Genomic DNA, 24,321 nt, shown 5'->3' with positions numbered 1-24,321 from the left:
CCGCAAGCCCATGATCGCACCTCGGGACGTCCTGTTGTCCTCACCTCTTCGGGGACCACCGTCCATGGACGTCAGGTTGGCCTTATGTCCTTACAAACTCTTGACACCTTGTTGTGTCGCGGAGCACAGTCCCAGGGGGCAGCCGGACGACGAGCAGGGGGACGGAGCACACCGTGACAGAGACCGTCGAGATGGTGGTGATGGGCCGCAGCGGGGTCGACGTGTACCCGCTGCAGGTCGGCGTCGGCCTGGAGGACGTCGAGACGTTCGGGAAGTTCCTCGGGGGCAGCGCGGCGAACGTCGCGGTCGCCGCGGCCCGACTCGGCCACTCCAGCGCCCTGGTGACCGGGGTGGGCGACGACCCGTTCGGGCGCTTCGTCCGTCGGGCGCTGCGCGACCTCGGCGTCGACGACCGGTTCGTCGTGGTCGACCCCGCGCACCCCACGCCGGTCACCTTCTGCGAGATCTTCCCGCCCGACGACTTCCCGCTGTACTTCTACCGCCGGCCCACCGCCCCGGACCTGCAGATCCGTCCGGAGGACCTGGACCTGGCCGCGATCCGGGACGCCGGGCTGTTCTGGGCGACGGTCACCGGCCTGTCCGAGGAGCCCAGCCGGTCGGCCCACCACGCGGCGTGGGAGGCCCGGGGGCGCCGCCGGCACACCGTGCTCGACCTCGACTACCGGCCGGTGTTCTGGGCCTCGCGGGAGGAGGCCACCGCCCAGGTGCGCGCGGCCCTCCCCCACGTGACCGTGGCCGTCGGCAACCGCGAGGAGTGCGAGGTCGCCGTCGGCGAGACCGACCCCGACTCGGCCGCCGACGCGCTGCTCGACGCCGGCGTGGAGCTCGCCATCGTCAAGCAGGGCCCGCGCGGCGTCCTCGGCAAGACCCGCACCGAGCGGGTGGTCGTCCCGCCCACCCCGGTCGAGGTCGTCAACGGCCTCGGCGCGGGCGACGCGTTCGGTGGCTCCCTCGCGCACGGCCTGCTCACCGGGCTCCCGCTGGAACGGCTGCTGCGCAATGCCAACGCCGCCGGGGCGATCGTCGCCTCCCGGCTGGAGTGCTCCACCGCGATGCCGACCGCCGCCGAGATCGACGCCTCCGTCACCGCCTCCCTGGAGGGCACCCGTGTCTGACACCGCCCTGTCCCCCGCCGAGGTGCTCGGCACCCCGCCGGTGTGCACCTCCTACGCCGAGGTCACCGAGATCCGCAGCCGGGACCCGCAGGCCATCCGCCGGGCGCTGGCCGCACGGCGCCGGCGGCCGACCTTCCTGCCCGAAGACGGGCGGCTGATGCTCGTCGCCGCCGACCACCCGGCCCGCGGCGCGCTCGCGGCGCAGGGACGGCCCACGGCGATGAACAGCCGCACCGACATGCTCGACCGGCTGCGCACCGCGCTCGCCCGCCCCGGCGTGGACGGCCTGCTGGCCACCGCCGACATCGCCGAGGACCTGCTGCTCCTCGGTGCGCTCGAGGACAAGGTCGTCGTGGCCTCGATGAACCGCGGCGGCCTGGCCGGCGCGAGCTTCGAGCTGGACGACCGGATGACCGGCTACGACGTCGCCGGCGTCGTCGAGGCCCGGTTCGACGCGGCCAAGATGCTCAACCGGATCGACCTCGACGACCCGGGCACGGTGCGGATGCTGGAGACCTCCGGACGCGCGGTCACCGAGCTCGCGCGGGCCGGCGTGGTGGCGATGCTCGAGCCGTTCCTGTCCCGACGGGTCGACGGCCGGGTCACCAACGACCTCAGCCCCGACGCGGTCATCAAGTCGGTGCACATCACGCAGGGCCTCGGCGCGACCTCCGCCTACACCTGGATGAAGCTCCCGGTGGTCGCCGAGATGGAGCGGGTCATGGACGCCACGACCCTGCCCACGCTGCTGCTCGGCGGCGATCCCTCCCGCCGACCGGAGGAGACCTACGCCAGCTGGCGGGACGCACTGGCCCTGCCGGCCGTGCGCGGCCTGGTCGTGGGCCGCACCCTCCTCTACCCGCCGGACGACGACGTCGCCGCCGCCGTGGACACCGCCGTGTCCCTGGTCCACTGAAGGCGCCACGATGACGGCATGGTCTGAAGGCCCCCCTGCAGGGGCCCGCCGCGAGCCTCGGGTGACCCCGTCCGGAGGCTCGCCCGAGCGTGCGAGGGATGAGGAGGACGGGGTCCTTCCCGGAGGGCAGGGGCGCTCTCGCTCGCTGCACCTGCCCGCCGGCAGCGCCGCCGCCGGCCCCTACACCCTGCAGGTGACCCCCGAGTCCGCCGGCTGGGGTCACTCGAGCCTGCGGGTGCTCGAGCTGCCCGCCGGCGGCAGCCACGACCTGGACACCGGCCCCGACGAGGTCGTCGTCGTCCCGCTGGAGGGCGGCCTGACCGTGGAGTGCGAGGGCGAGGTGCTGACTCTCGCCGGGCGCAGCGGCGTCTTCGCCGGGCCGACCGACTTCGCCTACCTCCCCCTCGGGGCCACGGCGACCCTGTCCAGCCGCGGTGGGGGGCGGTTCGCGCTGTGCGGGGCCCGCGCCCGTCGGCGACTGCCGGTCCGCTACGGCCCCGCCGCGGACGTGCCGGTGGAGCTGCGCGGCGCCGGCCGGTGCAGCCGTCAGGTGAACAACTTCGCCACCGCCGACGTCTTCGAGGCCGACGCGGTCATCGCCTGCGAGGTCATCACCCCCGGCGGCAACTGGTCGTCGTACCCGCCGCACAAGCACGACGAGACCTCCGAGATGGAGAGCGAGCTCGAGGAGATCTACTACTTCGAGGTCGCCGCCGGACCGCAGGGCCAGCCGGGTCTGGCCTACCAGCGGGTGTACGGGACCCCTGAGCGGCCCATCGACGTCCTCGCCGAGGTGCGCGACCGCGACGTCGTCCTCATCCCCCACGGGTGGCACGGCCCCTCGATCGCCGCCCCCGGGCACGACCTCTACTACCTCAACGTCATGGCCGGTCCCGGGACCGAGCGCGCCTGGCGCATCGTCGACGACCCCGCGCACACCTGGATCCGCGGCACCTGGGCCGACGAACCGGTCGACCCCCGACTACCCCTGCACTCCCCCGCCGGCACCGAGCAGAACGGAGCACCCCGACCGTGAGCGAGATCCCCACGCCGGCCCGGACCGAGACCGTGCGGCTCACCGTGTCCCAGGCCGTCGTCCGCTTCCTGGCCCAGCAGCACACCGAGCGCGACGGGCAGCGGCAGCGGCTGTTCGCCGGCTGCTTCGGCATCTTCGGGCACGGCAACGTCGCCGGCCTCGGCCAGGCCCTGCTGCAGGCCGAGATCGACGAGCCCGGCGCCCTGCCCTACGTGCTGGGCCGCAACGAGCAGGCCGTCGTGCACACCGCCGTCGCCTACGCCCGCGCCAAGGACCGGCTGCAGACCTGGGCGGTCTCCACCAGCGTGGGCCCCGGCTCGACCAACATGCTCACCGGCGCGGCGCTGGCGACCATCAACCGGCTGCCGGTGCTGCTGCTGCCGGCCGACACCTTCGCCACCCGCTCGGCCGGCCCGCTGCTCCAGGAGCTCGAGCGGCCCGACAGCGGCGACGTCACCGTCAACGACGCCTTCCGGCCGGTGTCGCGCTACTTCGACCGGATCTGGCGGCCCGAGCAGCTGCCCGGCGCGCTCCTCGGCGCGATGCGGGTGCTCACCGACCCGGCCGAGACCGGCGCGGTCACCCTCTGCTTCCCGCAGGACGTGCAGGCCGAGGCCTTCGACTGGCCGGTCGAGCTGTTCACCGAGCGCACCTGGCACGTCGGCCGGCCGCTGCCCGAGCCGGCCGCGCTGGCCCGCGCCGTCGAGGTGATCCGCTCGGCCCGCCGGCCGCTGGTCGTCGCCGGCGGCGGGGTCATTTACTCGCAGGCCACCGAGGCCCTGGACGCCTTCGTCTCCGCCACCGGCATCCCGGTCGGGCAGACCCAGGCCGGCAAGGGCGCCCTGCCCTACGACCACTCCCAGTCGGTGGGCGCCATCGGCTCCACCGGGACGACGGCGGCCAACGCCCTGGCCCGCGAGGCCGACGTCGTCATCGGGATCGGCACCCGCTACCAGGACTTCACCACCGCCTCGCACACCGCCTTCAACGACCCCGGCGTGCGCTTCGTCAACGTCAACGTGGCCGCGCTGGACGCGGTGAAGCACGCCGGCGTCGGCATCCAGGCCGACGCCCGGGAGACGCTCACCGCGCTCACCGACGCGCTGGCCGGCTGGTCGGTCGACGACGCGTACCGCACCCGCACCGCGGAGCTCGCCGCCGCGTGGGAGGCCACCGTCGAGGCGGCCTACCACCCGGAGACCCCGAGCGCCGGCGAGGGCGGCCGGCTGACCCAGAACGAGGTCATCGGCATGGTCAACGAGGTCTCCGCGCCGCGGGACGTCGTCGTCTGCGCCGCCGGCTCCATGCCCGGCGACCTGCACAAGATGTGGCGGGTCCGCGACCGCAAGGGCTACCACGTCGAGTACGGCTACTCCTGCATGGGCTACGAGATCCCCGGCGGCATCGGCATCCGGATGGCCAGCCCCGACCGCGACGTCTTCGTGATGATCGGCGACGGCTCCTACCTGATGATGCCGACCGAGCTGGTCACCGCCGTCCAGGAGGGCGTCAAGATCGTCGTCGTCCTGGTGCAGAACCACGGCTTCGCCTCCATCGGCGCGCTGTCCGAGCAGCTGGGGTCCCAGCGCTTCGGCACCCGCTACCGCTACCGCTCGGCGTCCGGCCGGCTCGACGGCGACGTGCTGCCGGTCGACCTCGCCGCCAACGCGGCCAGCCTGGGCGTCGACGTCCTGGTCGCCCAGGACGGCCCGAGCTTCGAGGCCGCGCTGCGCAAGGCCAAGGCCAGCGACCGGACGACGGTCGTGCACGTCGAGACCGACCCCCTGGTCGACGCCCCCTCCAGCGAGTCGTGGTGGGACGTGCCGGTCAGCGAGGTCTCGACCCTGCAGAGCACCCAGGACGCCCGCGCGGTCTACGACCGCTGGAAGGCCGTCCAGCGACCCGCCTACCTCACGCCGTCCGAGCGCGGCACCTCCCCGTCCTGATCCGCCCGCCCTCATCCGGAAGAGAGAAGAGATGACCGTGCAGAACGCCGCGGCTGCCGACCAGACCGGCCGGGAGTCCAGCCGCAGCCGGATCAGGATCGGGTCGGCGCCCGACTCCTGGGGCGTCTGGTTCCCCGACGACCCGGCCCAGGTGCCCTGGCAGCGCTTCCTCGACGAGGTCAGCGCCTGCGGCTACGAGTGGATCGAGCTGGGGCCCTACGGCTACCTGCCCACCGACCCCGCCCGGCTGTCCGACGAGTTGGCCGCCCGCGGCCTGCGGGTGTCCGCCGGCACCGTGTTCGAGCACCTGCACCGCCCCGACTCCTGGGACGCGGTGTGGAGCCAGGTCAAGGACGTCGCCGCGCTGACCCAGGCCATGGGCGGCACCCACGTGGTCGTCATCCCGGACACCTTCCGCGACCAGAAGACCGGCGCCGACGTCGAGTCCCGCGACCTCACTCCCGAGCAGTGGGAGGCGAAGACGACCGGCGTCACCCGGCTGGGCAGGGCGGTGCAGGAGGAGTACGGCCTGTCGATCGCCTTCCACCCGCACGCGGAGACGCACGTGGGCTGGCAGCGCGACATCGAGCGGTTCCTCGCCGACACCGACCCGCAGTACGTGCCGCTGTGCCTGGACACCGGGCACGTCAGCTACTACCGCGGCGACAACCTCGAGCTGATCAACAAGTACCCCGAGCGGATCGGCTATCTGCACCTCAAGCAGGTCGACCCCGCCGTGATCGACCGCGTCCTCGCGGAGGACATCACCTGGGCGGCCGCGGTGCCGATGGGGGCCATGACCGAGCCCCCAAACGGCGTCCCGGCCTACCCGCCGCTGTTCGAGGCGATCGAGGCGCACGGGCTCGACGTCTTCGCGATCGTCGAGCACGACCTGTACCCCTGTCCGCCGGACGTGCCCTTCCCCATCGCCCAGCGCACCCACCGCTACATCGGCAGCTGCGGCTTCCCGTCGCTGCAGATCGGCGCCCCCAAGACCCCCGCCACCGGATCGGAGACCCAGGCGTGACCACCGCCGAGACCCGCACCGGGGCGCTCCCGGACTTCGCCGACGTCCCCGCGCGCGACCTGCGGGTCGCCGTGCTCGGCGTCGGGATGATGGGCGCCGACCACGTCGCCCGCCTCTACAGCCGCATCTCCGGCGCCCAGGTCGTCGCGGTCAGCGACGCGTTCACCGAGAAGGCCGAGCAGGTGGCCGCCACCGTGCCCGGCTGCCGGGTGATCGGCGACCCGCTGACCGCGATCGCCGACGACGACGTCGACGCCGTCCTGATCGCCACCCCCGGCCAGTTCCACGAGGAGCAGGTCCTTGCCTGCATCGACCGCGGCAAGCCGGTGCTGTGCGAGAAGCCGCTCACCATGGACGCCGACAGCTCGCTGGCCCTGGTGCGGGCCGAGGACGAGTACACCGCCCGCACCGGCCGCCGGCTGGTCCAGGTCGGCTTCATGCGCCGCTTCGACCCCGAGTACGCCGAGCTCAAGGCCCTCCTCGACGCGGGTGCCCTCGGCGAGCCGCTGGTGGTGCACTGCGCGCACCGCAACGCCGCCGTCCCCCCGCACTTCACCAGCGAGATGATGGTCAACGACTCGGTGGTGCACGAGGTCGACGTCGCCCGGTTCCTCCTCGACGAGGAGATCACCGCGGTGACCGTGCTGCGGCCGCGGGCGACCCGGCACGCCGTCGCCGGCCAGTCCGACCCGCTGCTCGTGCTGTTCGAGACCACCGGCGGCCGGATGGTCGACGTCGAGTGCTTCGTGAGCACCGGCGTGGGCTACGAGGTGCGCACCGAGGTTGTCGGCGAGGACGGCAGCGCGATGATCGGCCTGGACCAGGGCCTGGTCCGCGCCACCGGCGGACCGGCCGGGGCGCTGCGCTCGACCGGCATCGCCCCGGACTTCCGGCAGCGCTTCGGCCGCGCCTACGACATCGAGCTGCAGCGCTGGGTCGACGCCGCCCGTCGCGGCCAGGTCGACGGCCCAGGCGCCTGGGACGGGTACGCCGCCCAGGCGGTGTGCGCGGCCGGCGTCGAGGCGCTGCGCACCGGCCGGCGCACCGAGGTCCGGCTGGAGACGCGGGGGGGCGCGCAGTCGTGAGGATCGCCCTGGACCCGCAGATGCTGCGGACGACGCCGCTGCTGGAGCTGCCCGACGTCGTCGCCGGCATGGGCTACGAGTGGATCGAGCTCTCGCCCCGCGAGGACTTCATCCCGTTCTTCAAGCACCCGCGGGTGGACACCGCCACCGTCCGGGCGTTCAAGTCCCGGCTGGCCGACGCCGGCGTGGGCGTCACCTCGCTGCTGCCGGTCATGCGCTGGTCGGGCCCGGGCGAGGTGGAGCGGCAGGCCGCCGTCCGCTACTGGAAGCGGGCGATCGAGATCTGCGTCGAGCTCGGCGTGGACACGATGAACTCCGAGTTCAACGGCCGCCCGGAGGCACCGGAGCTCGCCGAGGCGATGTTCTGGCGGTCGATGGAGGAGCTGCTGCCGGTCTTCGAGCGGGAGGGCGTCAAGCTGGCGATGGAGCCGCACCCGGACGACTTCATCGAGCTCGGCCTCCCGGCACTCGACATGATCCGCGGCATCGACTCGCCCTGCGTGTCCTTCCTGTACTGCCTGCCGCACACGTTCCACCAGGGCGACGACGCGCCGGGGATCATCGCGAACGCCGGCGAGCTGCTCACCCACGTGCACGTGGCCGACTCGATGGACCACCGGGCCTCCGACGGGCTGCGCTACATCACCAACCCGCCGGGCAACACCACCCGCGTCCACCAGCACATGGAGATCGGCCGCGGCGACGTCGACTTCGACGAGGCCTTCGCCGCCCTGGCGGGGATCGGCTTCGACGGCGTCCTCACCACCTGCGTCTTCGGCTGGGACGACCAGGCCCGCGAGTCCGGCATCCGCATGCTCGACGCGATCCGCCGGCTGGTCGGCAAGCACTTCTCCGGCGACGCGGTCTCCGGTGCCGGCGCTGCCGGCACCTCCCGGCCCAACTTCCCGCAGACCCCGCTCCCCGACGACACCGCTCCCTGACGGCGGACCGACCCCGAGAGAGGCACCATGCCCACGCACATCCCGCACTGGATCGACGGCGCCCGCCGCGACGGCGCCAGCGGCCGAACCGGAGAGGTGACCGACTCAGCGACCGGCGAGGTCATCGGCGAGGTCGCCCTCGCCTCGACCGAGGAGGTCGACGCGGCCGTCGCCGCCGCCACGGCCGCCTTCCCCGGCTGGCGGGACACCTCGCTGACCAAGCGCACCGAGGTGCTCTTCCGCTTCCGCGAGCTCCTCAACGCCCGCAAGCCCGAGCTGGCCGCGATCATCACCGCCGAGCACGGCAAGGTCCTCGACGACGCCCTGGGCGAGGTCTCCCGCGGCCAGGAGGTCGTGGAGTACGCCTGCGGCGTGCCCTCGCTGGTCCGCGGCGGCTTCACCGAGAACGCCTCGACCAACGTCGACGTGCACTCGATCCGCCAGCCCCTGGGACCGGTCGCGATCATCAGCCCGTTCAACTTCCCGGCGATGGTGCCGATGTGGTTCTTCCCCATCGCCATCGCCACCGGCAACACCGTCGTCCTCAAGCCCAGCGAGCAGGACCCGTCGGCGTCGCTGTGGATCGCCGAGCTGTGGAAGGAGGCCGGGCTGCCCGACGGCGTCTTCAACGTCGTCCAGGGCGACAAGGTCGCCGTCGACCGGCTGCTCGAGCACCCCGACATCCAGTCGGTGTCCTTCGTGGGGTCCACCGCGATCGCCCAGTACGTCTACGAGACCGGCACCCGGCACGGCAAGCGGGTGCAGGCCCTGGGCGGGGCCAAGAACCACATGGTCGTGCTGCCCGACGCGGACCTCGACCTCGCCGCCGACGCCGCGGTGAACTCCGGGTTCGGCTCGGCCGGCGAGCGCTGCATGGCGATCAGCGCGGTGGTCGCCGTCGGCGAGGTGGGCGACGACCTGGTCGCCCGGATCGCCGAGCGCACCCACACGCTCCGTACCGGCGACGGCCGCAAGGGCTGCGACATGGGTCCGCTGATCAGCAAGCGGCACCGCGACCGGGTCGAGTCCTACGTCGAGGCCGGCGAGAAGGAGGGCGCCAAGATCGTCGTCGACGGCCGCGAGGTGACCCCCGACGGTGGTGAGAACGGGTTCTGGCTCGGCCCGACCCTGGTCGACCACGTCGAACCGAGCATGAGCGTCTACCGGGACGAGATCTTCGGCCCGGTGCTCTCGGTGCTGCGGGTGGACACCTACGAGCACGCGGTCGAGCTGATCAACGCGAACGAGTACGGCAACGGCACCGCGATCTTCACCAACGACGGTGGCGCCGCCCGGCGGTTCCAGCACGAGGTCGAGGTCGGGATGATCGGCATCAACGTGCCGATCCCGGTGCCGATGGCCTACTACTCGTTCGGCGGGTGGAAGAACAGCCTGTTCGGCGACTCGCACGCCCACGGCGCCGAGGGCGTGCACTTCTTCACCCGCGGCAAGGTCATCACCAGCCGCTGGCTGGACCCCAGCCACGGCGGCCTGAACCTGGGCTTCCCCCAGAACGCCTGAGGAGGGCCCCCACGGCCCCCGCTCGCCCGTTCGGGGCGCGGCCACCGGACCGGCCGGCGCCGGCGAGACACGTCTCCGCCGGCGCCGGCCTCGGGCCGCGCCCGACGACGTCACCGGGAGGTGGCCTGCGCCCGCCGAGCCCGCGGACCGAGCCGGGGCACCAGCGCTCTCCGGTCCTCGAGCAGTGCCAGGAGCCGGAGGTCCTTGGGGGGAAGGTGCCGCCGCCGGACGAGACCAGGAACCGCCACCGCGTCGAGTGCCTCGGTGCCCAGCACCGGATGCCGCGCCGGGAGTCCTTCCTGACACCTGCGCAGGCCGGGGACGCCGACCTGCCGACGGTGCGGGAGGACCTCGACACCCCGCTGCGCAGCTCGGGTGTGAGGCGGGTCCGGCTCGTGCAGGACGGACGCTCGGCCGACGACCGGTACGTCGTCCGGGCCCTGCCCCGGCCCACCCGATCTGCCCTCGGAGGACGGAGCCGTGCCCGTGGTCCGCATCGGCGACGTCGTCGGGGGACGACGCACCCCCGGACCGCTGCACCTGCTGGCGGACACGGCCCGGGAGCCGGCGCCCGACGGGGTGACCACGTCGACGCGGGACCGGCACCCTTGACCCCCGCCGCCGGCGCGCCGGACAGGGACACCGCGGGCGGGGTCGTCGCCGGCCGGATGGCGGCAGCGGCGTCGGCGTGGCTGGCCTCGCTCGACCCGGGACAACGGGGCCCGGCGCAGTGGCCCGGGCCCTCGGACGGGCCGCAGGCCGAAGCCGAGCGACTGCGCTGGCACTACGTACCGACCGACCACGGAGGGCTCCCCCTGGGCCGGCAACGGCCGGTCCAGCAGTCCCTGGCGATGCACCTGGTGTCCACCGGTCTCTCGGCAGCCGGCTACGTGACCGTCTGCGCGGTCATGGGCCTGGAGAACGTGCTCGACCGCGCGGAGCACTTCCCGCGCGGCAGCGGGGACCGGGAGCGCTACCGCGATCCCGGCCTGTACTACCTGCGGGTCTTCGGGGAGCCGGGCGGACCCGCCCCGTGGGGCTGGCGCTTCGGCGGTCACCACGTCTCCCTCAACAACCTCGTGGTCGGCGGCCGGGTTCGGGCGGTGACGCCCTGCTTCATCGGCGCCAACCCGGCCGCGGCCCCGCTCCTCGGGGGCGGCACCCTGCGGCCGCTCGGCTCGACCGAGGACCTGGCCCGCGACCTGGTGCGGTCCCTGCCACCTGCGCTGAGAGCCAGGGCCGTGCTGCTGAATCGGGCGCCCTCGGACATCGTCAGCGGCAACCGACCGCGGCTCCCGGGCGCCGGCGAGACCGAGGCCGGGCCGGACGACGGGCTGCTGCCACTGAGCGCCTCCCCGCTGGGGCTCGCGGGGAGCGAGCTGGACGGCGACCGGCGGGCGCTCCTGGAGGCGCTCGTGTCGGCCTACGTGGGCCGGGCACCCGACGGGCTGGCCCCGCCCGTGGACGTCGACGCCGTGCACCTGGCATGGGCCGGGCCCACGGAGCCGGGACGCCCGCACTACCACCGGCTGCAGGGCTCGCGGCTGCTCGCCGAGTGGGACAACACGCAGCAGGGTGGCAACCACGCGCACTCGGTGTGGCGGGACCCGGAGGCCGACTTCGGCCTGGACGCCCTCGCCGCCCACCTCGCCGAGCACCACGGAGGCTGACGACGCCTCCGAGGGCCGGTCGCCCCGCCACCGGGGACGCCCCCTCCGCACCCGGGCCCCGCAGCCGCCGCGGGGGTGTCCCGTCGCCCGCCCGCCCCCGATGGTCCGGGGGAGCCGCGCCCCGCGACGGTCCCGCACGCAGCGGCGCCCGCCGCCCCCGGGGAGACCGGGAGGGGCGGGCGCCAGCGGGGCCGGGGTGCTCAGCCGCCCCGGACGCCGGCCGGGGCCTCGTGGACCAGGTGCGCGGCGTCGTGCGTCCGGAAGTCGTCCTCGAGCTCCTCGAGCGTGCGGCCGCGGGTCTCCGGAGCGAACTTCTTGGCGAAGAACCACGACCCGACGTTGATCAGCGCGAAGAGCCCGAACGTCGGGGTCGCCCCCAGCGCGGCGACCAGCGGCGGGAACGCGAAGGAGATCGCCGCGTTCACCGTCCAGAGCACGAACACCGCGATGCCCATCGCGAACCCCCGGATCGTCATGGGGAAGATCTCCGAGAGCAGCAGCCAGACCAGCGTGCCGATGAACGTCTGCACGAAGAAGACGACGATCAGCATCGCGGCCAGGATCAGGTAGCTCCGGAACGCCGTCTCGGGCAGCAGGAAGGACAGCGCCAGGACGGCGTGCCCGGCCGCGACCCCCGTGAACCCGGTGAGCAGCAGGGGGCGGCGGTTGAAGTGCCCGATCAGGACGATGCCCAGGACGGTCCCGATGATCGCGACGACGCCGACGGTGATCGTCAGGACCAGGGACGCACTCGCACCCAGGCCGGTCGACTCCAGGATGGTCGGCGCGTAGTAGTTCACGGTGTTGATGCCGGTCGCCTGCTGGATGGTGGCCAGACCGCAGCCGATCCACAGGATCCGGCGCATCCACGGGAAGGCCCGCAGGTCGCGCATGGCCGCGCCCTTGTCCTCGTTGAGGTCGCGCTGGGCGTGCACGGCGATGATGTTGTACTCCTCGGCCGCCTCCTCGGGGGCACGGCCGAGCTCGAGGACGCGCCGGCTCTGGTCGAGCCGCCCGCGCACGGCGTACCAGCGGGGCGAGTCCGGGAGGAAGAACATCCCGACGAACAGCGCGACCGCGGGGATCGTGGCGACGCCGAGCATCCACCGCCAGACGTGCGGGTCGTGGATGATCGCGTCCAGCAGCGCGTTCATGGCGAAGGCGAGGAACTGGCCGGTCACGATCATCAGCTCGTTGATCGTCACCATCCGCCCCCGCCGGTCGACGGGCGCCATCTCGGCCAGGTACAGCGGGCAGGTCACCGCGGCGGCACCGACGCCGAAGCCGAGCAGGATCCGCCCGGTGGTCATGATCACCACGTTGGGCGCGATCGCGCAGATCAGCGCGCCGAACAGGAACAGCCCCGCGCAGACCAGCAGGCTGCCCTTGCGGCCGAGGGCGTCGGCGAGCTTGCCGCCGAGGAGCGCGCCGAACGCGGCGCCCGGGAACAGCAGGGAGCTGACCACGACCGCCTCGCTGAGCGGGGTGAGGTTCAGGTCCTCGCCCATGTAGAGGAGGGCACCGGAGATGACCCCGGTGTCGTAGCCGAACAGCAGGCCGCCGAGCGTGGAGATGACGGTCAGCTTGATGAGGAAGCGGTTGTTCGCAGGTGAGCGCTGCACACCGGCGGACGTCCCACCGGAGTGGCCGCCGTGGGAGGAATGGATCGCCGACATTGGCGCCTCTTCTCGGGAACAGGCCGCGTGCGGCCTGAGTGCGGAATGGCTGACAGAGGGGTCGCACACCCGGCTCCCGCCGTTCTCGGACGGCGACGCTAGGCGGGCGGAATGGCAGTTTCAAGACACGTGCGTGTTCGGGATCGCACATCCGCGGATGGGTTCCGCACACCGCGTGTTCAGGGCGCGCGGCGGCGGAAGAGGACCCGGCGTCGGGTGGGCGGCGGGCGCCCGGGCTCAGCGGCCGGCGACACGAGGGACCACCCCCACCCGTCCGAGCGCGGTCTCGAGCCCGGCGGGCGGCCGGCGGTCGCAGACCGCCGCCGTCAGCCGGTCCAGCGGCTCGATCAGCGCCGGCGCAGAGGTCTCGAACGCCTCCTGCGTGGCGACGAGGACGACCTCGTCGGCGATGTCCACGAGCCGGCGCTGCACGCTGGCCTCCGCCGGCGACTGCGCGTAGAGGCCGCGGGAGTCGACGGCCGACGGCGACACGAAGAACGTCCGCGCGCGGAGCCGGGCGACCGCGGCCTCCGTCGTCGGCCCCACGAAGGCCGAACGGGCCGGGAGGAACTCGCCGCCCAGCGCGACGACCCGCCCCGCCCGCTCCCGGGTGAGGAGCGACAGCGCGGGCAGCGAGTGCGTGAGGACGCAGCCGGTGAAGGACGGCGGCAGGGCCCGGGCGATCGCCACGCCCATCGGGCCGGCGTCGAGGACGATGGTGTCGCGGCAACCGACCAGGCCGGCCGCGTGCCGGGCGACCCGCTCCTGGTCCTCGGTGTGCTCGGTCTCCGGGAAGGCGGCCAGCCGCAGCTCGCGCGGGGCGAGGCTGGCCCCGCCGTGGACCAGCCGCACGCGGCCGGTGGCCTGCAGGTCGTGCAGGTCCCGTCGGATCGTCATCTGCGAGACGCGCAGCTGGCGGGCCAGGTCGGCCACGGACAGGAAGCCGACGGTCCGCAGCGTGGTGAGGATCCAGGCCCGCCGCTCGGGCGCCCCGCGCGGCGGTCCCGGGGCGGTCACGGCGCGGCCTCCGGGTGCCCGCGCGGTGCCGTGCCCCCGCGGCGAGGCGGGCAGCCGGGACCGCGCGGACCGGCGAGGATGACGCCGTGACTGCATGGCGCCGGCCGGCCGAGCGGCCCGTGCGAGGTCGCGTCGCCGCACTGGTCCTGCGGGTCCGCGGACGGGGCCGCTCGGCCGCCTTCCGCGCGGCCCGCATGACGGGGGCGACCGTCGCGGCCTTCCTCGTCGCGCAGGTCGTCGGGCTGCACACCCCGCCACCGCTGATCGCCGCGCTCACCGCCCTGCTCGTGGTGCAGGCGACGCTGAGCAGCACCCTGCTCAACGGCGTCCAGCGAGTGCTGAGCGTCGTGTCCGGCGTGTCCCTGGCGGTGCTGTTCGCCGCCGTCGTCGGGCTGACCTGGTGGAGCCTGGCGGCGCTGGTCGCGGCCTCGATCCTGGTCGGTCAGCTGCTCCGGCTGGGTCCGCACCTGGTGGAGGTCCCGATCAGCGCCATGCTCGTGCTCGGCGCGTCGGGAGTGGAGTCCGTCGGCTCGGCCCGCGTGGTGGAGACGCTCATCGGGGCCGCCGTCGGCGTCCTGGCCAACGTGGTCTTCCCGCCGGCGGTGCAGACCCGCTACGCGACCCGCGCGCTGCAGGGGTTCGCCGACGAGATCGCCGGGGTGCTGCACGACGCGGCGTCGGCCCTGAGCGCCGGGCCGGTGACCGTGGAGCAGTCCACCCGCTGGCTGGAGGACGCCCGCCGGCTCAACCGGCACGCCCCCCCGGGTGGACCGGGCGCTGGCCCACGCCGAGGAGAGCCGCCGGCTCAACGTCCGGGCACTGCGGGTCCCGCCGGTGGGCCGGGGGACGCGGACCGGCCTGGACGCGCTCGAATACGCCTCCGTGTCGCTGCGCACGCTGTTCCGGACCATCGACGACGCCACCCGGGAACGGACCGGCGTCGAGGAGAACGCCGTGTACGCCGACATCGTCCGGCGCACCGTCGCGAGCCTCCTCGAGCGCATGGGCAACGTGGTCCGCGAGTTCGGCCACGTGCTGGTCTCGGAGACCCCGGACGCCGAGGAGGGCGGGCGGAACCGGCTGTCCGGGGCGCTCGAGGCGCTCCGCAGCGGCCGGGCACTGATGCAGGACCTGCTGATCGGCGACCCGCGCAGCCACGCCGGTCTCTGGGAGCTCAACTCGACCCTGCTGGCGACGATCGATCGGATGCTGGACGAGTTCGGTGCGGTCGAGGGCCCGCCGCCGCGGCCGGCCGCCGCAGGCTCCTCCCGGGCCCGGCGTGCGGCCGTCACGGCGGGACAGCGGCTGCGCATCGCGCGCCGGGCACCGGCCGGACACGGCAGCGGGACCCTCCGCGGGCGCCCGTCCGGGGAGGGCGCCTGACGTCGGCTCGCTCGACGACGCCCGTGCGGACACGTGCTCCTCCGGAGGGTGAGACGGCGGTGACGGAGAACGGCGGCCCCCTGCCGGGTCCCCGTCCCGAGCCGGCGAAGGGTGGGAGGCCGGGGCCCTTCCACGGTGCGGGGCAGGGAGTCCTCTCAGAGGTCGCCCTCGAGGAACTGGGCACGCCCCAGCCCGAAGGACCAGTCCTCGCGGGTGTTCGTGGCGACGGAGACGACCAGGTCGCTGGGCGCCAGGCCGGTGGCCTTCTCGAGCCGTTGCGCCAGGCCCGCGTAGAGGGCCCGCTTCTGCTCCTCCGAGCGCCCCTGCTGGAAGACCTGCAGCACCACGAGGTCATCGGTGCGCCCGATGCCCAGGCCGGTGTCCTCGCAGATGAGCTGCCCCGGGCGGTGCTCGGAGACCACCTGGTAGCGGTCCCCGGGTGGCGCGGCGAAGACGTCCAGCATGACCTCCTGGACCGTGTCGGCCAGGAGGCGGAGCTCCGCGGCGGTGCGGCGCCCCTCGACGACGTCGATCCGGACGAGCGGCATGAGGACCCTCCGTGGGCGGCAGGTGAGCCGACGTGGCGTGAATCACCCACACTATGTCAGGACATTAAGACTTAGTCGAGAGGCGAATCGGGCAGGCCGGTCGACGGGCCGGGACACCGTCCCGGCAGCTCCCTCGTCCCGGCACCGGCCCGGAGGCGCCGACGCCTGGTGCCGACCGGGTGACCGACGGCCTAGGATCCGGGCCGGCCCACCGCCGCGGTGATCGTCCGCCCGTGAGGGGGCCATCGCGGGACACGAGGAGCTGCCGGCCGAGCAGGGGCCCGACCACCGCTCCGGCGGCCCGGCACGAGAGGGTGGCGTCATGACTGCACACACCAGCGGGAGGCACCGGGTCGTCGTCGTGGGCGGCGGTTTCGGTGGGCTCAACGTCACCCGAGCCCTCGACCGGGCCGACGTCGACGTGACACTGGTGGACCGGGCCAACCACCACCTCTTCCAGCCGCTGCTGTACCAGGTGGCGACGGGCATCCTGTCCCCGGGGCTCATCGCGCCGGCGCTGCGCAGCGTCACCAAGCGGGAGAGGAACGCCCGCGTGCTGCTCGCGGACGTGCAGGACCTCGACCTGGACCGGCGGGTGGTCAGCGCCCGAGCACCGGACGGGCGGCGGCTCGAGCTGCCGTACGACACCCTCGTCGTCGCGGCCGGGGCGACACACTCCTACTTCGGCAAGGACCAACTGGCCGAGTACGCCCCGGGCATGAAGACCATCGAGGACGCCCGCTACCTGCGCGACGGGATCCTGGCCAAGTTCGAGATGGCCGAGATCGCCACCGATCCCGCGGAACGGGCGGAGTGGCTGACCTTCGTGGTGGTCGGGGCCGGGCCGACGGGCGTCGAGCTCGTCGGGCAGATCGCGGAACTGGCCCACACGGTCCTCCCGCGGGACTACCGTTCCGCGGACACGCGACAGGCTCGGATCATCCTGCTGGAGGGGGCCGGGGCCGTCCTGCCCCCCTTCGCGCCCAAGCTCCAGGCGTACACCAAGAAGCGCCTGGAGGAGATGGGTGTGGAGGTGCGGCTCAACACCCTGGCCGTCGACATGGACCACGAGTCGATCACGGTCGAGGGACCGGAGGGGCGCGAGACGATCCGCACGCGCACCCGCATCTGGGCCGCGGGGGTGCAGGCGTCCCCGCTGGCCCGACTGCTGGCCGAGAAGGCCGGCGTCGAGACCGACCGCGCCGGCCGGATCCCGGTGGCTCCCGACTGCACGGTGCCGGGCCACCCGGAGGTCTTCGCCATCGGCGACATGGCGTCGCTCGACAAGCTGCCAGGGGTGGCCCAGCCCGCCATCCAGGAGGGCAAGTACGTCGGCAAGGTCATCAAGGACCGTCTCGCCGGCCGGCAGTCGCCACCCTTCACGTACTTCGACAAGGGCACCATGGCCACGATCGGCTACCGCTCAGCCGTCGCGGACGCCTTCGGGGTGAAGGTCACCGGCTTTGCGGCCTACGTCATGTGGATCTTCATCCACGTCATGTACCTGGTCGGTTGGGGCAACCGGCTCGGCACCCTCTACACCTGGGCCCGCGCACTGTGGCTGTCCCACAACCGGGGCAACCGGATCATCGCGTTCGACACGGCGCGACAGGAGTTGGCCGAGCACCGCCCGCCGACGATCCTGCCCCGGAACACGCCGCCTCGGGTCCCCGACGCCGAGGAGGCCATCCCGGGGGCTCCGCGGGAGGCCGGCGGCGGCTGACCGCTCGCGGGCAGGAACTCAGCGGGCCGGCGAGAAGGCAGCGCGGAAGCGGTCGAGCGCCACCACCGGGTCGCCCGACGCCCAGCCCTCCAGGGCCACGACGCCGTCGTAGCCGAGGCGGTCGAGCGCCGCGGCGATCGCCGGGTGGGAGATCTCCCCCGTGCCCGGCTCGCACCGGCCGGGGACGTCGGCGACCTGGATCTCCCCCACCAGCGGCAGCGCCCGCTCCACCAGCGCGATGAGGTTCCCCTCACCGATCTGGGCGTGGTAGAGGTCGAGGTTGAGCCGCAGGTGCGGGCTGCCCACCGCCTCCACCAGCGCGATCGTGTCGGCGGCGCGGGCGAACGGCGTGCCCGGGTGGTCGACGGCGGTGTTGAGGTTCTCGAGGGTGAAGACCCGCCCGGCCCGCTCCCCCAGCGCGGCCAGCCGCTCCAGCGTGCGCGCGGCGGCGAGCCACATCGCCGGGGTCACGACCTCGGCGGGCACCACCGGCAGCCCCCGGCCGTCCAGCCCGGTCCCGTGCAGGTTCAGCCGCGGGCAGTCCAGCCGGTCGGCGACGGCGAGGGACTGCTCGGCGGTGCGGAGCAGCTCCGCAGCACCGTCGGGATCGGCCAGGGTGCCGGTGACGTACCCGGTCATGGAGGAGAAGGTCGCGCCGGTCCGCGCGAGCTCGTCGACGTCCTTGGCCGTCCAGTCCCAGATCTCGACCTCGAAGCCGGCGTCGGCGATGCGCCGCACCCGCTCGGCGAACGGCAGGTCGAGGAAGAGCATCTCGGCCGAGGCAGCGAGTCGGAGGACCCCGTCCTCCCCACCGCTCGCACGCTCGGGGCGGGACCCGGGACGGGGCCGGGTCACTTCTCGACCCGCACGGGACGGCCGGTGCGCACCGACTCCGCCGCAGCGAGCGCGATCGCCAGCGCGGCGCGGGCGTCCTCACCGGTCACCGGCGCGGGCGTCCGGGTGCGGACGGCCTCGACGAACGCGGCCAGCTCGGCGGTGTACGCGCCCGGGAAGAGCTCCTGGTCGCCGCGGACGGTCTCGACCAGCCGCCCGGCCGGCCCGGAGAAGGCCATCCCGCTGCGCCGGCCGTCGCCCATGGTGGCCATGCCGCCGGAGCCGAGCACCTCGCCGCGGACGTCGTAGCCGTAGGCGGCCTCGAAGCAGGCCTCGGCCACCGCCACGGCCCCGTTGTCGAAGCGCACGGTGACCACGGCCGTGTCGAGCAGCCCGCGGTCCCGCCACGCCGGCTCGACGAGCGCGTCCCCGGTCGCGAAGACCTCGACGGCCTCGGCGCCGGGGTTCAGGAAGCGCAGCGTGTCGAAGTCGTGGATCAGCGTCTCGAGGAAGATCGTGTCCGGCAGGACGCGGGACGGGTCGAAGCCGCCGGGGTCGCGGGTGAGCGAGCGCAGCAGCCGCGGGGTGCCCAGGGTGCCGGCGTCCAGCAGCGCCCGGGCGGCCCGCCAGTCGGCGGCGAACCGGCGGTTGAAGCCCACCTGCAGGACGACGTCCGCGGCGCGGGCCGCGTCGATCGCCCGGTCGGCGTCCCGGAGGGTGACCGCCATCGGCTTCTCGCAGAAGACGTGCTTGCCCGCGGCCGCGGCGGCGACCACCAGGTCGGCGTGCGACCGGGCCGGCGCGGCGATGACCACGGCGTCGACGGCCGGGTCCGCCCAGGCCTGTGCGACGTCGGTGCAGGCCCGGCCCGCGCCCAGCGCGCCGGCCAGCCGCTCGGCCGCGCCCGGTCCGGGGTCGACCACGGCGGCCAGCCGCGCGTGCGGCAGCCGCCGGGCCAGCGTCTCCGCGTGGAAGGCGCCCATCCGCCCCGACCCGATGAGGGCCACACCCACGGTCTCCATCCCGACCTCCGAGTCCTAGAACGTTCTAGGGAGGTCAGCGTGGCCGGGTCGACGTCCCCCGTCAAGGGGATTTCGCTAGAACGTTCTAGAACCGTCGGCGCTAGGCTGGGCGGGTGCCATCAGCCGGACCCGGCCGGAGGCCGACCCTGGCCGACGTCGCCGCCCGGGCCGGCGTCTCCACGGCCCTCGTGTCGATCGTCGTGCGCGGCGCCGCGGGAGCCAGCGCCGCGACGCGGGAGAGGGTGCAGCGCGCCGCGGACGAGATCGGCTACCGGCCCGACAGCCGCGCCCGCCTGCTGCGCAGCTCCCGCAGCCGGCTGATCGGCGTCGTGTTCGGGGTCCAGCACGCCTTCCACGGCGATCTGCTGACCGGGCTCTACGACGCGGCCGAGAAGGCCGGGTACGAGCTGGCCCTGAGCGCCGTCACGCCGGGACGCGGCGAGCAGCGGGCGGTCGACAGCCTGCTGGGGGACCGCTGCGAGGCGCTGGTGCTGCTCGGCCCCTCGTCGCCCACCGCCCACCTCACCGGCCTCGCGACCCGCCTGCCCGTGGTGACCGTCGCCCGCTCCGTGCGGTCCGCCGCGGTCGACGTCGTCCGGACCGCCGACGACGAGGGACTGCACCTGGCGGTGGACCACCTGGTGGCGCTCGGCCACCGCGACGTGGTGCACGTCGACGGCGGGCGTGCCCCGGGCGCCGCCGAGCGGCGGCGGGGCTACCGCGAGGCGGTGCGCCGGCACGGCCTCACCCCGCGCGTCCTGCCCGGCGGGCTCACCGAGGACGACGGCGCGGCTGCGGCGCGCACCCTCCTGACCGGCCCCCTGCCCGGTGCGGTCACGGTCTTCAACGACCGGTGCGCCCTGGGCCTGCTCGACGTCCTCCGCCGGGCGGGGCGCACGGTGCCCGGGGACGTCAGCGTGGTCGGGTACGACGACAGCCGGATCGCCCGGCTCTCCTCGGTCGACCTCACCTCCGTCGCTCAGGACGTCGGGCAGCTGAGCACGCTGGCCGTGCGGCGGGCCGTCGACCGGCTCGACGGGATCCCCGTCGAGCAGCGTGAGCTCGTGGTCCCGCCCCGGCTCGTCGTCCGGAGCACCACCGCCCCGCCCCGCTGAGGCGGCGGTGTCCGCGGGAACCGCCCCGGGCGGCTCCCGCGGGTGAGCGCCTCGGCACCGCACCCCGCTGGGTCGTCGTCCGCACGAGGACAGGGCTCAGGGTCCGAGAGGCCCGTCGCGCGATCTGTGCGGCACACGCCTTCTCGCAGGTCAGACAGTCGGCGCTCGGCACGTGCCGTTCCCGTTCCGGTCCCGGTGGCCGGGTCCCGCTCGCCGAGCTGCTCACCGTGCGCCCTCGGCCTCGTACGTTCGGTAGCGCCGTGGCACCTCCTCGTGGTGGCCGCGCCCGGGAGTCGGCTCGCTGGACCGAACGGGGGCGATGGGCCGTGGTCAACCCCCGGCCGCCGTGGGCAGAGTGTGCAACGCGCATGGGAACTGCCCGGTCTCCCGACAGGCTTCGACGGGGGACTCGCTGAGCACCCGTCCCCGACGAGACGGAGGAGGCGCCTCGTGTCGGACCGTGACCCCGGCGTGCCGAACGAGTTCGATCTCGACCCGGAGATGGCCCTCGAGGCCGATGGGAGCGCCGAACCGCCACCCACACCTCCTGCCGTAGAGAACCCGGAGAACCCGGACTACGTCGAGCCGGCGCCACACGCGGTGCCCGTCCCGGAAGACGCCGGTCAGTGACCATCCAGATCGGCGGATACCAGGGCGCGCGCAGTTGCACCGGAGGTCCCACGCAGGGCGCACGGAACCTGGTGTCGTGGTGGCTCGGCGCCTACGGGGACCGAGGCGCGAGGAACCTCGGCATCTACAACTGTCGTCCGGTGGGTGGCGGACGCACGCTCAGCGTCCATGCCGAGGGGCGTGCCGCCGACCTGGGGACCCCCGTCGGGAACAGCTGGTCCTGGGGGGTGATGGACACCTTCCGGCTGCACTCCCAGGAACTCGGCCTCCAGTGCGTCATCCACAACCGCAGGATCTGGTCGTCGATCGCGGCGGACTGGCGCCCGTACTCCGGGTCCTCACCACACACCGATCACGGGCACGTCGAGCTGATGTGGTGGGCCGCGAACGGCGGGCTGACCGTGGACCTGCTCAACCAGGTCGTGCTGGGCGACACACCGCCGCCTCCGCCCCCGCCCGCCATGCCGGTGCTGCGGCTGGGCAGCAGGGGCGATGCCGTGCGGAGGCTCCAGGAGACCCTGAACCGCTGGTACCCGAGCCTCCCGCCACTCGACGTCGACGGTGACTTCGGTCCGCGGACGGACGCCCGGGTGCGGTACTTCCAGGGGCGTGCCGGGCTGGTGGCCGACGGGATCGTGGGGCCCGACACCTGGCGGGCCCTGGGGTTCTAGGACCGCAACGGCGGTGCTGCCGGTGCCCGTCCGCGGGCGCGGAGGTGCGCGGCGAGGGGTCCGGGCCGGGCGTCGTCGGCGCACCGGGACCGGTCCGCGGCGGAGTCCGGGGCGGGTCGTGCCGACGATCCACAGGGTGCCGTTGCCGGGTCAGAGGTCGAGCACCAGCCGCGGGGTTGCGGAGCGGGAGACGCAGATCATCATGCAGTCGTTCGCCTCCCGCTCCTGCTCGCTCAGGACCGAGTCGCGGTGGTCGGGCACGCCCTCGAGGACCGCGGTCTCGCAGGTGCCGCAGGTGCCCTCGGCGCACGAGGAGAGGACGCCGACCCCGGCCTCCTCGACGACCGACAGGACCGAGCGGCCCGGCGGGACGGGGAGGGTCAGCTCGCTCTGCCGCAGCACGACCTCGAAGGCCTCGTTCCGCGCCGTCGCGTCCTGGGGTCGGGGGGCGAAGCGCTCCACGTGCAGCGCCCCGCGCGGCCAGGCGGCGCAGCGCTGTTCCACCGCCGCGAGCAGCGCCTCGGGGCCGCAGCAGTAGACGAGGGTGTCCGGTCGGGGCGTGCCGAGCAGGGCGTCGAGGTCGAGCAGCCCGGTCTCGTCCTGCGGGCGGACCGACACCCGGTCGCCGTAGCCGGCCAGCTCGTCGAGGAACCCCATGGAGGCGCGCTGCCGCCCGCCGTAGACGAGCTGCCAGTCCGCGCCGGCGGCGTCGGCGACGCGGATCATCGGCAGCAGCGGCGTGATGCCGATGCCCCCCGCGAGGAACAGGTACCGCGGCGAGGCGACCAACGGGAAGTTGTTGCGCGGGCCGCGCACCCGCACCGTGTCACCGACGGACAACCGGTCGTGCACGTACAGCGAGCTGCCGCGACCGCCCGGGTCGCGCAGGACGCCCAGGCGGTACTCGGCGTGGTCGGCGGGGTCGCCGCACAGCGAGTACTGCCGCGTGGCCGCTCCGTCGAGCACCAGGTCGACGTGCGCGCCCGCCTCCCACGGGGGCAGCGGGCGGCCGCCGGCCTCGCGCAGGGTCAGGGCGACGACGCCGTCGGCGACCTCCCGCTTGGCGGCCACCGTGGCGTCGGCCTCGAACTCGGTGGCGGCGAGGGTGACGGTCGTCGTCCGGTGGTGCACGGCCTCGACGCGCGGACGGCGAGCCGACCGGCCGAACGCGATCGGCAGGTGCTTCCAGACGTACATGTTGGGCGAGCTGGGGTAGAAGGTCGGCGGGCCGGCCGGCTCGTAGTCGCCCAGCACCGGCAGGGCCTCCTCGAGGGCGATCCGCGCCTCCAGCCGGGCCAGCGGCGCGCCGAGGCAGCCGTGCACCCCCTCGCCGAAGCCCAGGTGGCGGCCCCGCGGCCGGGTGACGTCGAAGCGGTCGGGGTCGGGGAACTGGCGCTCGTCGCGGTTGGCCGCGCCGGGGATCAGGACGACGCGGCTCCCGGCGGGCATCGTGACCCCGTGCAGGGTGACCTCACGCGAGGTCGTGCGGGCGGTGAGCTGCAGCGGCGTGATGAGGCGCAGGGCCTCCTCGACGGCAGCCGGGATCAGCGACGGGTCGGCCTGCAGCAGCGCCCGCTGGTCGGGGTTCTCGGCCAGCAGCTTGAACAGCGTGCCGGTCAACCCCGCGGTGGACTCCACGCCGCCCAGGAACAGGATCATCATCAGGCCGCTGACCTCGGAGTTCGGCGTGACCTCCGCGTCCACGAACGGCACGCCGTCGATGTCGGCGTGCACGAACTCCGTGACCAGGTCGTCGCGGCCGTGGCGGCGGCGCTCCTCGAGCAGGTCGATGAAGAACTGCTGGACGCCGGCGGTCGCGGCCCGCGCGACCGGGGTCAGGTGCGGGGTGCCGGGCACCCGGTCCTTGAGCTCGTGGGTCCAGTGCTCCAGCTGCTCCCGCCGCGCCCGCTCGAGGGGGTCGTCGTCGTGCCGGCTCGGCAGTCCCATCAGGTGGAAGAAGACGTCGAAGGGCATGGGCCAGGCCAGCTCCTGGGCGATGTCGACCATGCCCCTGTCCACCGCGCCCCGGTCCCGCCACGAGGCGACCAGGTCGCGCACCACCGCCCGGACGCCGTCCTCGAGCGAGGCGATGCGGCGCGGCAGGAAGTACGGCTGCACCACCGAGCGGACCTGGTCGTGCCGCGGGTTGTCCATGCTGCCGATGGACCCCGGCGGGACCTGCTCCAGGCGGCTGTCGTCGATGTCCATGCCCTCGAAGCTGCGGAACGTGTCCGCGTCGAGCGCCGCCGCCCGCACGTCCTCGAAGCGGGTCAGGGCGTACCAGCCCCAGCGCTCGCTCCAGTAGACGGGCGCCTCGTCCCGCATCCGGCGGTACGTCCCGAACGGGTCGGACGTGTAGAAGTCCGGCCGGAACGGGTCGTAGTCGAGGGGAGCAGCGGGGGCGGTGGCGGTCTCGGCCATGGG

The 24,321-nt window shown here is 74.1% G+C and carries 21 protein-coding genes and 1 pseudogene; 16 read left to right on the top strand and 6 right to left on the bottom strand.

Annotated elements, in window-relative coordinates:
• Positions 1-173: 173 nt before the first annotated feature.
• The 10 genes from iolC to ACU610_RS06745 all read left to right on the top strand — a co-directional run bounded on the left by iolC (position 174) and on the right by ACU610_RS06745 (position 11,278).
• Complete coding sequence (gene iolC / locus ACU610_RS06790) at positions 174-1,136, top strand: 5-dehydro-2-deoxygluconokinase (RefSeq protein ID WP_446766947.1); 963 nt, start codon at positions 174-176, stop codon at positions 1,134-1,136.
• On the top strand, positions 1,129-2,052 hold the full coding sequence (locus tag ACU610_RS06785; protein WP_446766946.1) for a class I fructose-bisphosphate aldolase: 924 nt from the start codon (positions 1,129-1,131) through the stop codon (positions 2,050-2,052). Before iolC ends, ACU610_RS06785 begins: the two co-directional genes overlap by 8 nt.
• 145 nt (positions 2,053-2,197) lie before the next feature.
• Positions 2,198-3,088 (top strand): 5-deoxy-glucuronate isomerase, encoded by an 891-nt coding sequence (gene iolB, locus ACU610_RS06780; RefSeq protein WP_446770698.1) that lies wholly within the window; start codon positions 2,198-2,200, stop codon positions 3,086-3,088.
• Positions 3,085-5,034 (top strand): 3D-(3,5/4)-trihydroxycyclohexane-1,2-dione acylhydrolase (decyclizing), encoded by a 1,950-nt coding sequence (gene iolD / locus ACU610_RS06775; protein ID WP_446766945.1) that lies wholly within the window; start codon positions 3,085-3,087, stop codon positions 5,032-5,034. Before iolB ends, iolD begins: the two co-directional genes overlap by 4 nt.
• A 31-nt stretch (positions 5,035-5,065) precedes the next feature.
• Complete coding sequence (locus ACU610_RS06770) at positions 5,066-6,061, top strand: sugar phosphate isomerase/epimerase family protein (RefSeq protein ID WP_446766944.1); 996 nt, start codon at positions 5,066-5,068, stop codon at positions 6,059-6,061.
• Positions 6,058-7,146 carry a Gfo/Idh/MocA family protein gene (locus ACU610_RS06765; protein WP_446766943.1) on the top strand — a complete coding sequence of 363 codons (1,089 nt, stop codon included), beginning with the start codon at positions 6,058-6,060 and terminating at the stop codon, positions 7,144-7,146. The genes ACU610_RS06770 and ACU610_RS06765 overlap by 4 nt, the downstream gene beginning before the upstream one ends.
• Complete coding sequence (locus ACU610_RS06760) at positions 7,143-8,087, top strand: sugar phosphate isomerase/epimerase family protein (RefSeq protein ID WP_446766942.1); 945 nt, start codon at positions 7,143-7,145, stop codon at positions 8,085-8,087. The genes ACU610_RS06765 and ACU610_RS06760 overlap by 4 nt, the downstream gene beginning before the upstream one ends.
• Positions 8,088-8,114: 27 nt before the next feature.
• Complete coding sequence (locus tag ACU610_RS06755; protein WP_446766941.1) at positions 8,115-9,608, top strand: CoA-acylating methylmalonate-semialdehyde dehydrogenase; 1,494 nt, start codon at positions 8,115-8,117, stop codon at positions 9,606-9,608.
• Positions 9,609-10,088: 480 nt separating this feature from the next.
• Positions 10,089-10,220, top strand: a complete 132-nt coding sequence (locus ACU610_RS06750; protein WP_446766940.1) for a hypothetical protein — start codon at positions 10,089-10,091, stop codon at positions 10,218-10,220.
• Positions 10,217-11,278 carry a DUF3500 domain-containing protein gene (locus ACU610_RS06745; protein WP_446766939.1) on the top strand — a complete coding sequence of 354 codons (1,062 nt, stop codon included), beginning with the start codon at positions 10,217-10,219 and terminating at the stop codon, positions 11,276-11,278. Before ACU610_RS06750 ends, ACU610_RS06745 begins: the two co-directional genes overlap by 4 nt.
• 200 nt (positions 11,279-11,478) lie before the next feature.
• Here ACU610_RS06745 and ACU610_RS06740 read toward each other — a convergent pair whose 3' ends face one another.
• Both ACU610_RS06740 and ACU610_RS06735 read right to left on the bottom strand, forming a co-directional pair.
• Positions 11,479-12,900, bottom strand: coding sequence for a sugar porter family MFS transporter (locus tag ACU610_RS06740; RefSeq protein WP_446766938.1), 1,422 nt, complete (start codon positions 12,898-12,900; stop codon positions 11,479-11,481).
• A gap of 291 nt (positions 12,901-13,191) precedes the next feature.
• Positions 13,192-13,971 (bottom strand): DeoR/GlpR family DNA-binding transcription regulator, encoded by a 780-nt coding sequence (locus ACU610_RS06735; protein ID WP_446766937.1) that lies wholly within the window; start codon positions 13,969-13,971, stop codon positions 13,192-13,194.
• 194 nt (positions 13,972-14,165) lie between these two features.
• Between ACU610_RS06735 and ACU610_RS06730 the strand changes: the two are divergent.
• Together ACU610_RS06730 and ACU610_RS06725 are read left to right on the top strand one after the other, a co-directional pair.
• Positions 14,166-14,552: pseudogene (locus tag ACU610_RS06730) on the top strand (FUSC family protein); the annotation flags it as partial.
• 184 nt (positions 14,553-14,736) lie between these two features.
• Positions 14,737-15,354: a hypothetical protein gene (locus tag ACU610_RS06725; protein ID WP_446766936.1), complete on the top strand. Its 618-nt coding sequence runs from the start codon at positions 14,737-14,739 to the stop codon at positions 15,352-15,354.
• 155 nt (positions 15,355-15,509) lie between these two features.
• Here the strand turns inward: ACU610_RS06725 and ACU610_RS06720 are convergent, their stop codons facing one another.
• Entirely contained in the window at positions 15,510-15,902 is a 393-nt protein-coding gene (locus ACU610_RS06720) for a tautomerase family protein (RefSeq protein WP_446766935.1), read from the bottom strand.
• Positions 15,903-16,224: 322 nt separating this feature from the next.
• Here ACU610_RS06720 and ACU610_RS06715 point away from each other — a divergent pair, with 322 nt between their 5' ends.
• Positions 16,225-17,625 carry an NAD(P)/FAD-dependent oxidoreductase gene (locus ACU610_RS06715; protein WP_446766934.1) on the top strand — a complete coding sequence of 467 codons (1,401 nt, stop codon included), beginning with the start codon at positions 16,225-16,227 and terminating at the stop codon, positions 17,623-17,625.
• Positions 17,626-17,643: 18 nt separating this feature from the next.
• Here the strand turns inward: ACU610_RS06715 and ACU610_RS06710 are convergent, their stop codons facing one another.
• A complete protein-coding gene (locus ACU610_RS06710; RefSeq protein WP_446766933.1) occupies positions 17,644-18,396 on the bottom strand; it encodes a TIM barrel protein in 753 nt (250 codons plus the stop codon).
• Positions 18,397-18,476: 80 nt separating this feature from the next.
• Entirely contained in the window at positions 18,477-19,481 is a 1,005-nt protein-coding gene (locus tag ACU610_RS06705; RefSeq protein ID WP_446766932.1) for a Gfo/Idh/MocA family oxidoreductase, read from the bottom strand.
• Positions 19,482-19,594: 113 nt separating this feature from the next.
• Between ACU610_RS06705 and ACU610_RS06700 the strand changes: the two genes are divergently transcribed.
• The 3 genes from ACU610_RS06700 (at position 19,595) to ACU610_RS06690 (ending at position 21,897) form a co-directional block, all read left to right on the top strand.
• Positions 19,595-20,596: a LacI family DNA-binding transcriptional regulator gene (locus ACU610_RS06700; protein WP_446766931.1), complete on the top strand. Its 1,002-nt coding sequence runs from the start codon at positions 19,595-19,597 to the stop codon at positions 20,594-20,596.
• A 450-nt stretch (positions 20,597-21,046) separates the two neighbouring features.
• Positions 21,047-21,226: a hypothetical protein gene (locus ACU610_RS06695; protein ID WP_446766930.1), complete on the top strand. Its 180-nt coding sequence runs from the start codon at positions 21,047-21,049 to the stop codon at positions 21,224-21,226.
• On the top strand, positions 21,223-21,897 hold the full coding sequence (locus tag ACU610_RS06690; protein ID WP_446766929.1) for a peptidoglycan-binding domain-containing protein: 675 nt from the start codon (positions 21,223-21,225) through the stop codon (positions 21,895-21,897). Before ACU610_RS06695 ends, ACU610_RS06690 begins: the two co-directional genes overlap by 4 nt.
• A 150-nt stretch (positions 21,898-22,047) precedes the next feature.
• On the opposite strand, the gene ACU610_RS06685 is transcribed toward ACU610_RS06690, so the two are convergent.
• Positions 22,048-24,318, bottom strand: coding sequence for a cytochrome P450/oxidoreductase (locus ACU610_RS06685; RefSeq protein WP_446766928.1), 2,271 nt, complete (start codon positions 24,316-24,318; stop codon positions 22,048-22,050).
• Positions 24,319-24,321: the final 3 nt, after the last annotated feature.

Source organism: Geodermatophilus sp. URMC 61, from assembly GCF_052931555.1.
The sequence above is the reverse complement of the archived record's forward strand: the minus strand, read 5'-3'. Positions and strand labels throughout refer to the sequence as shown.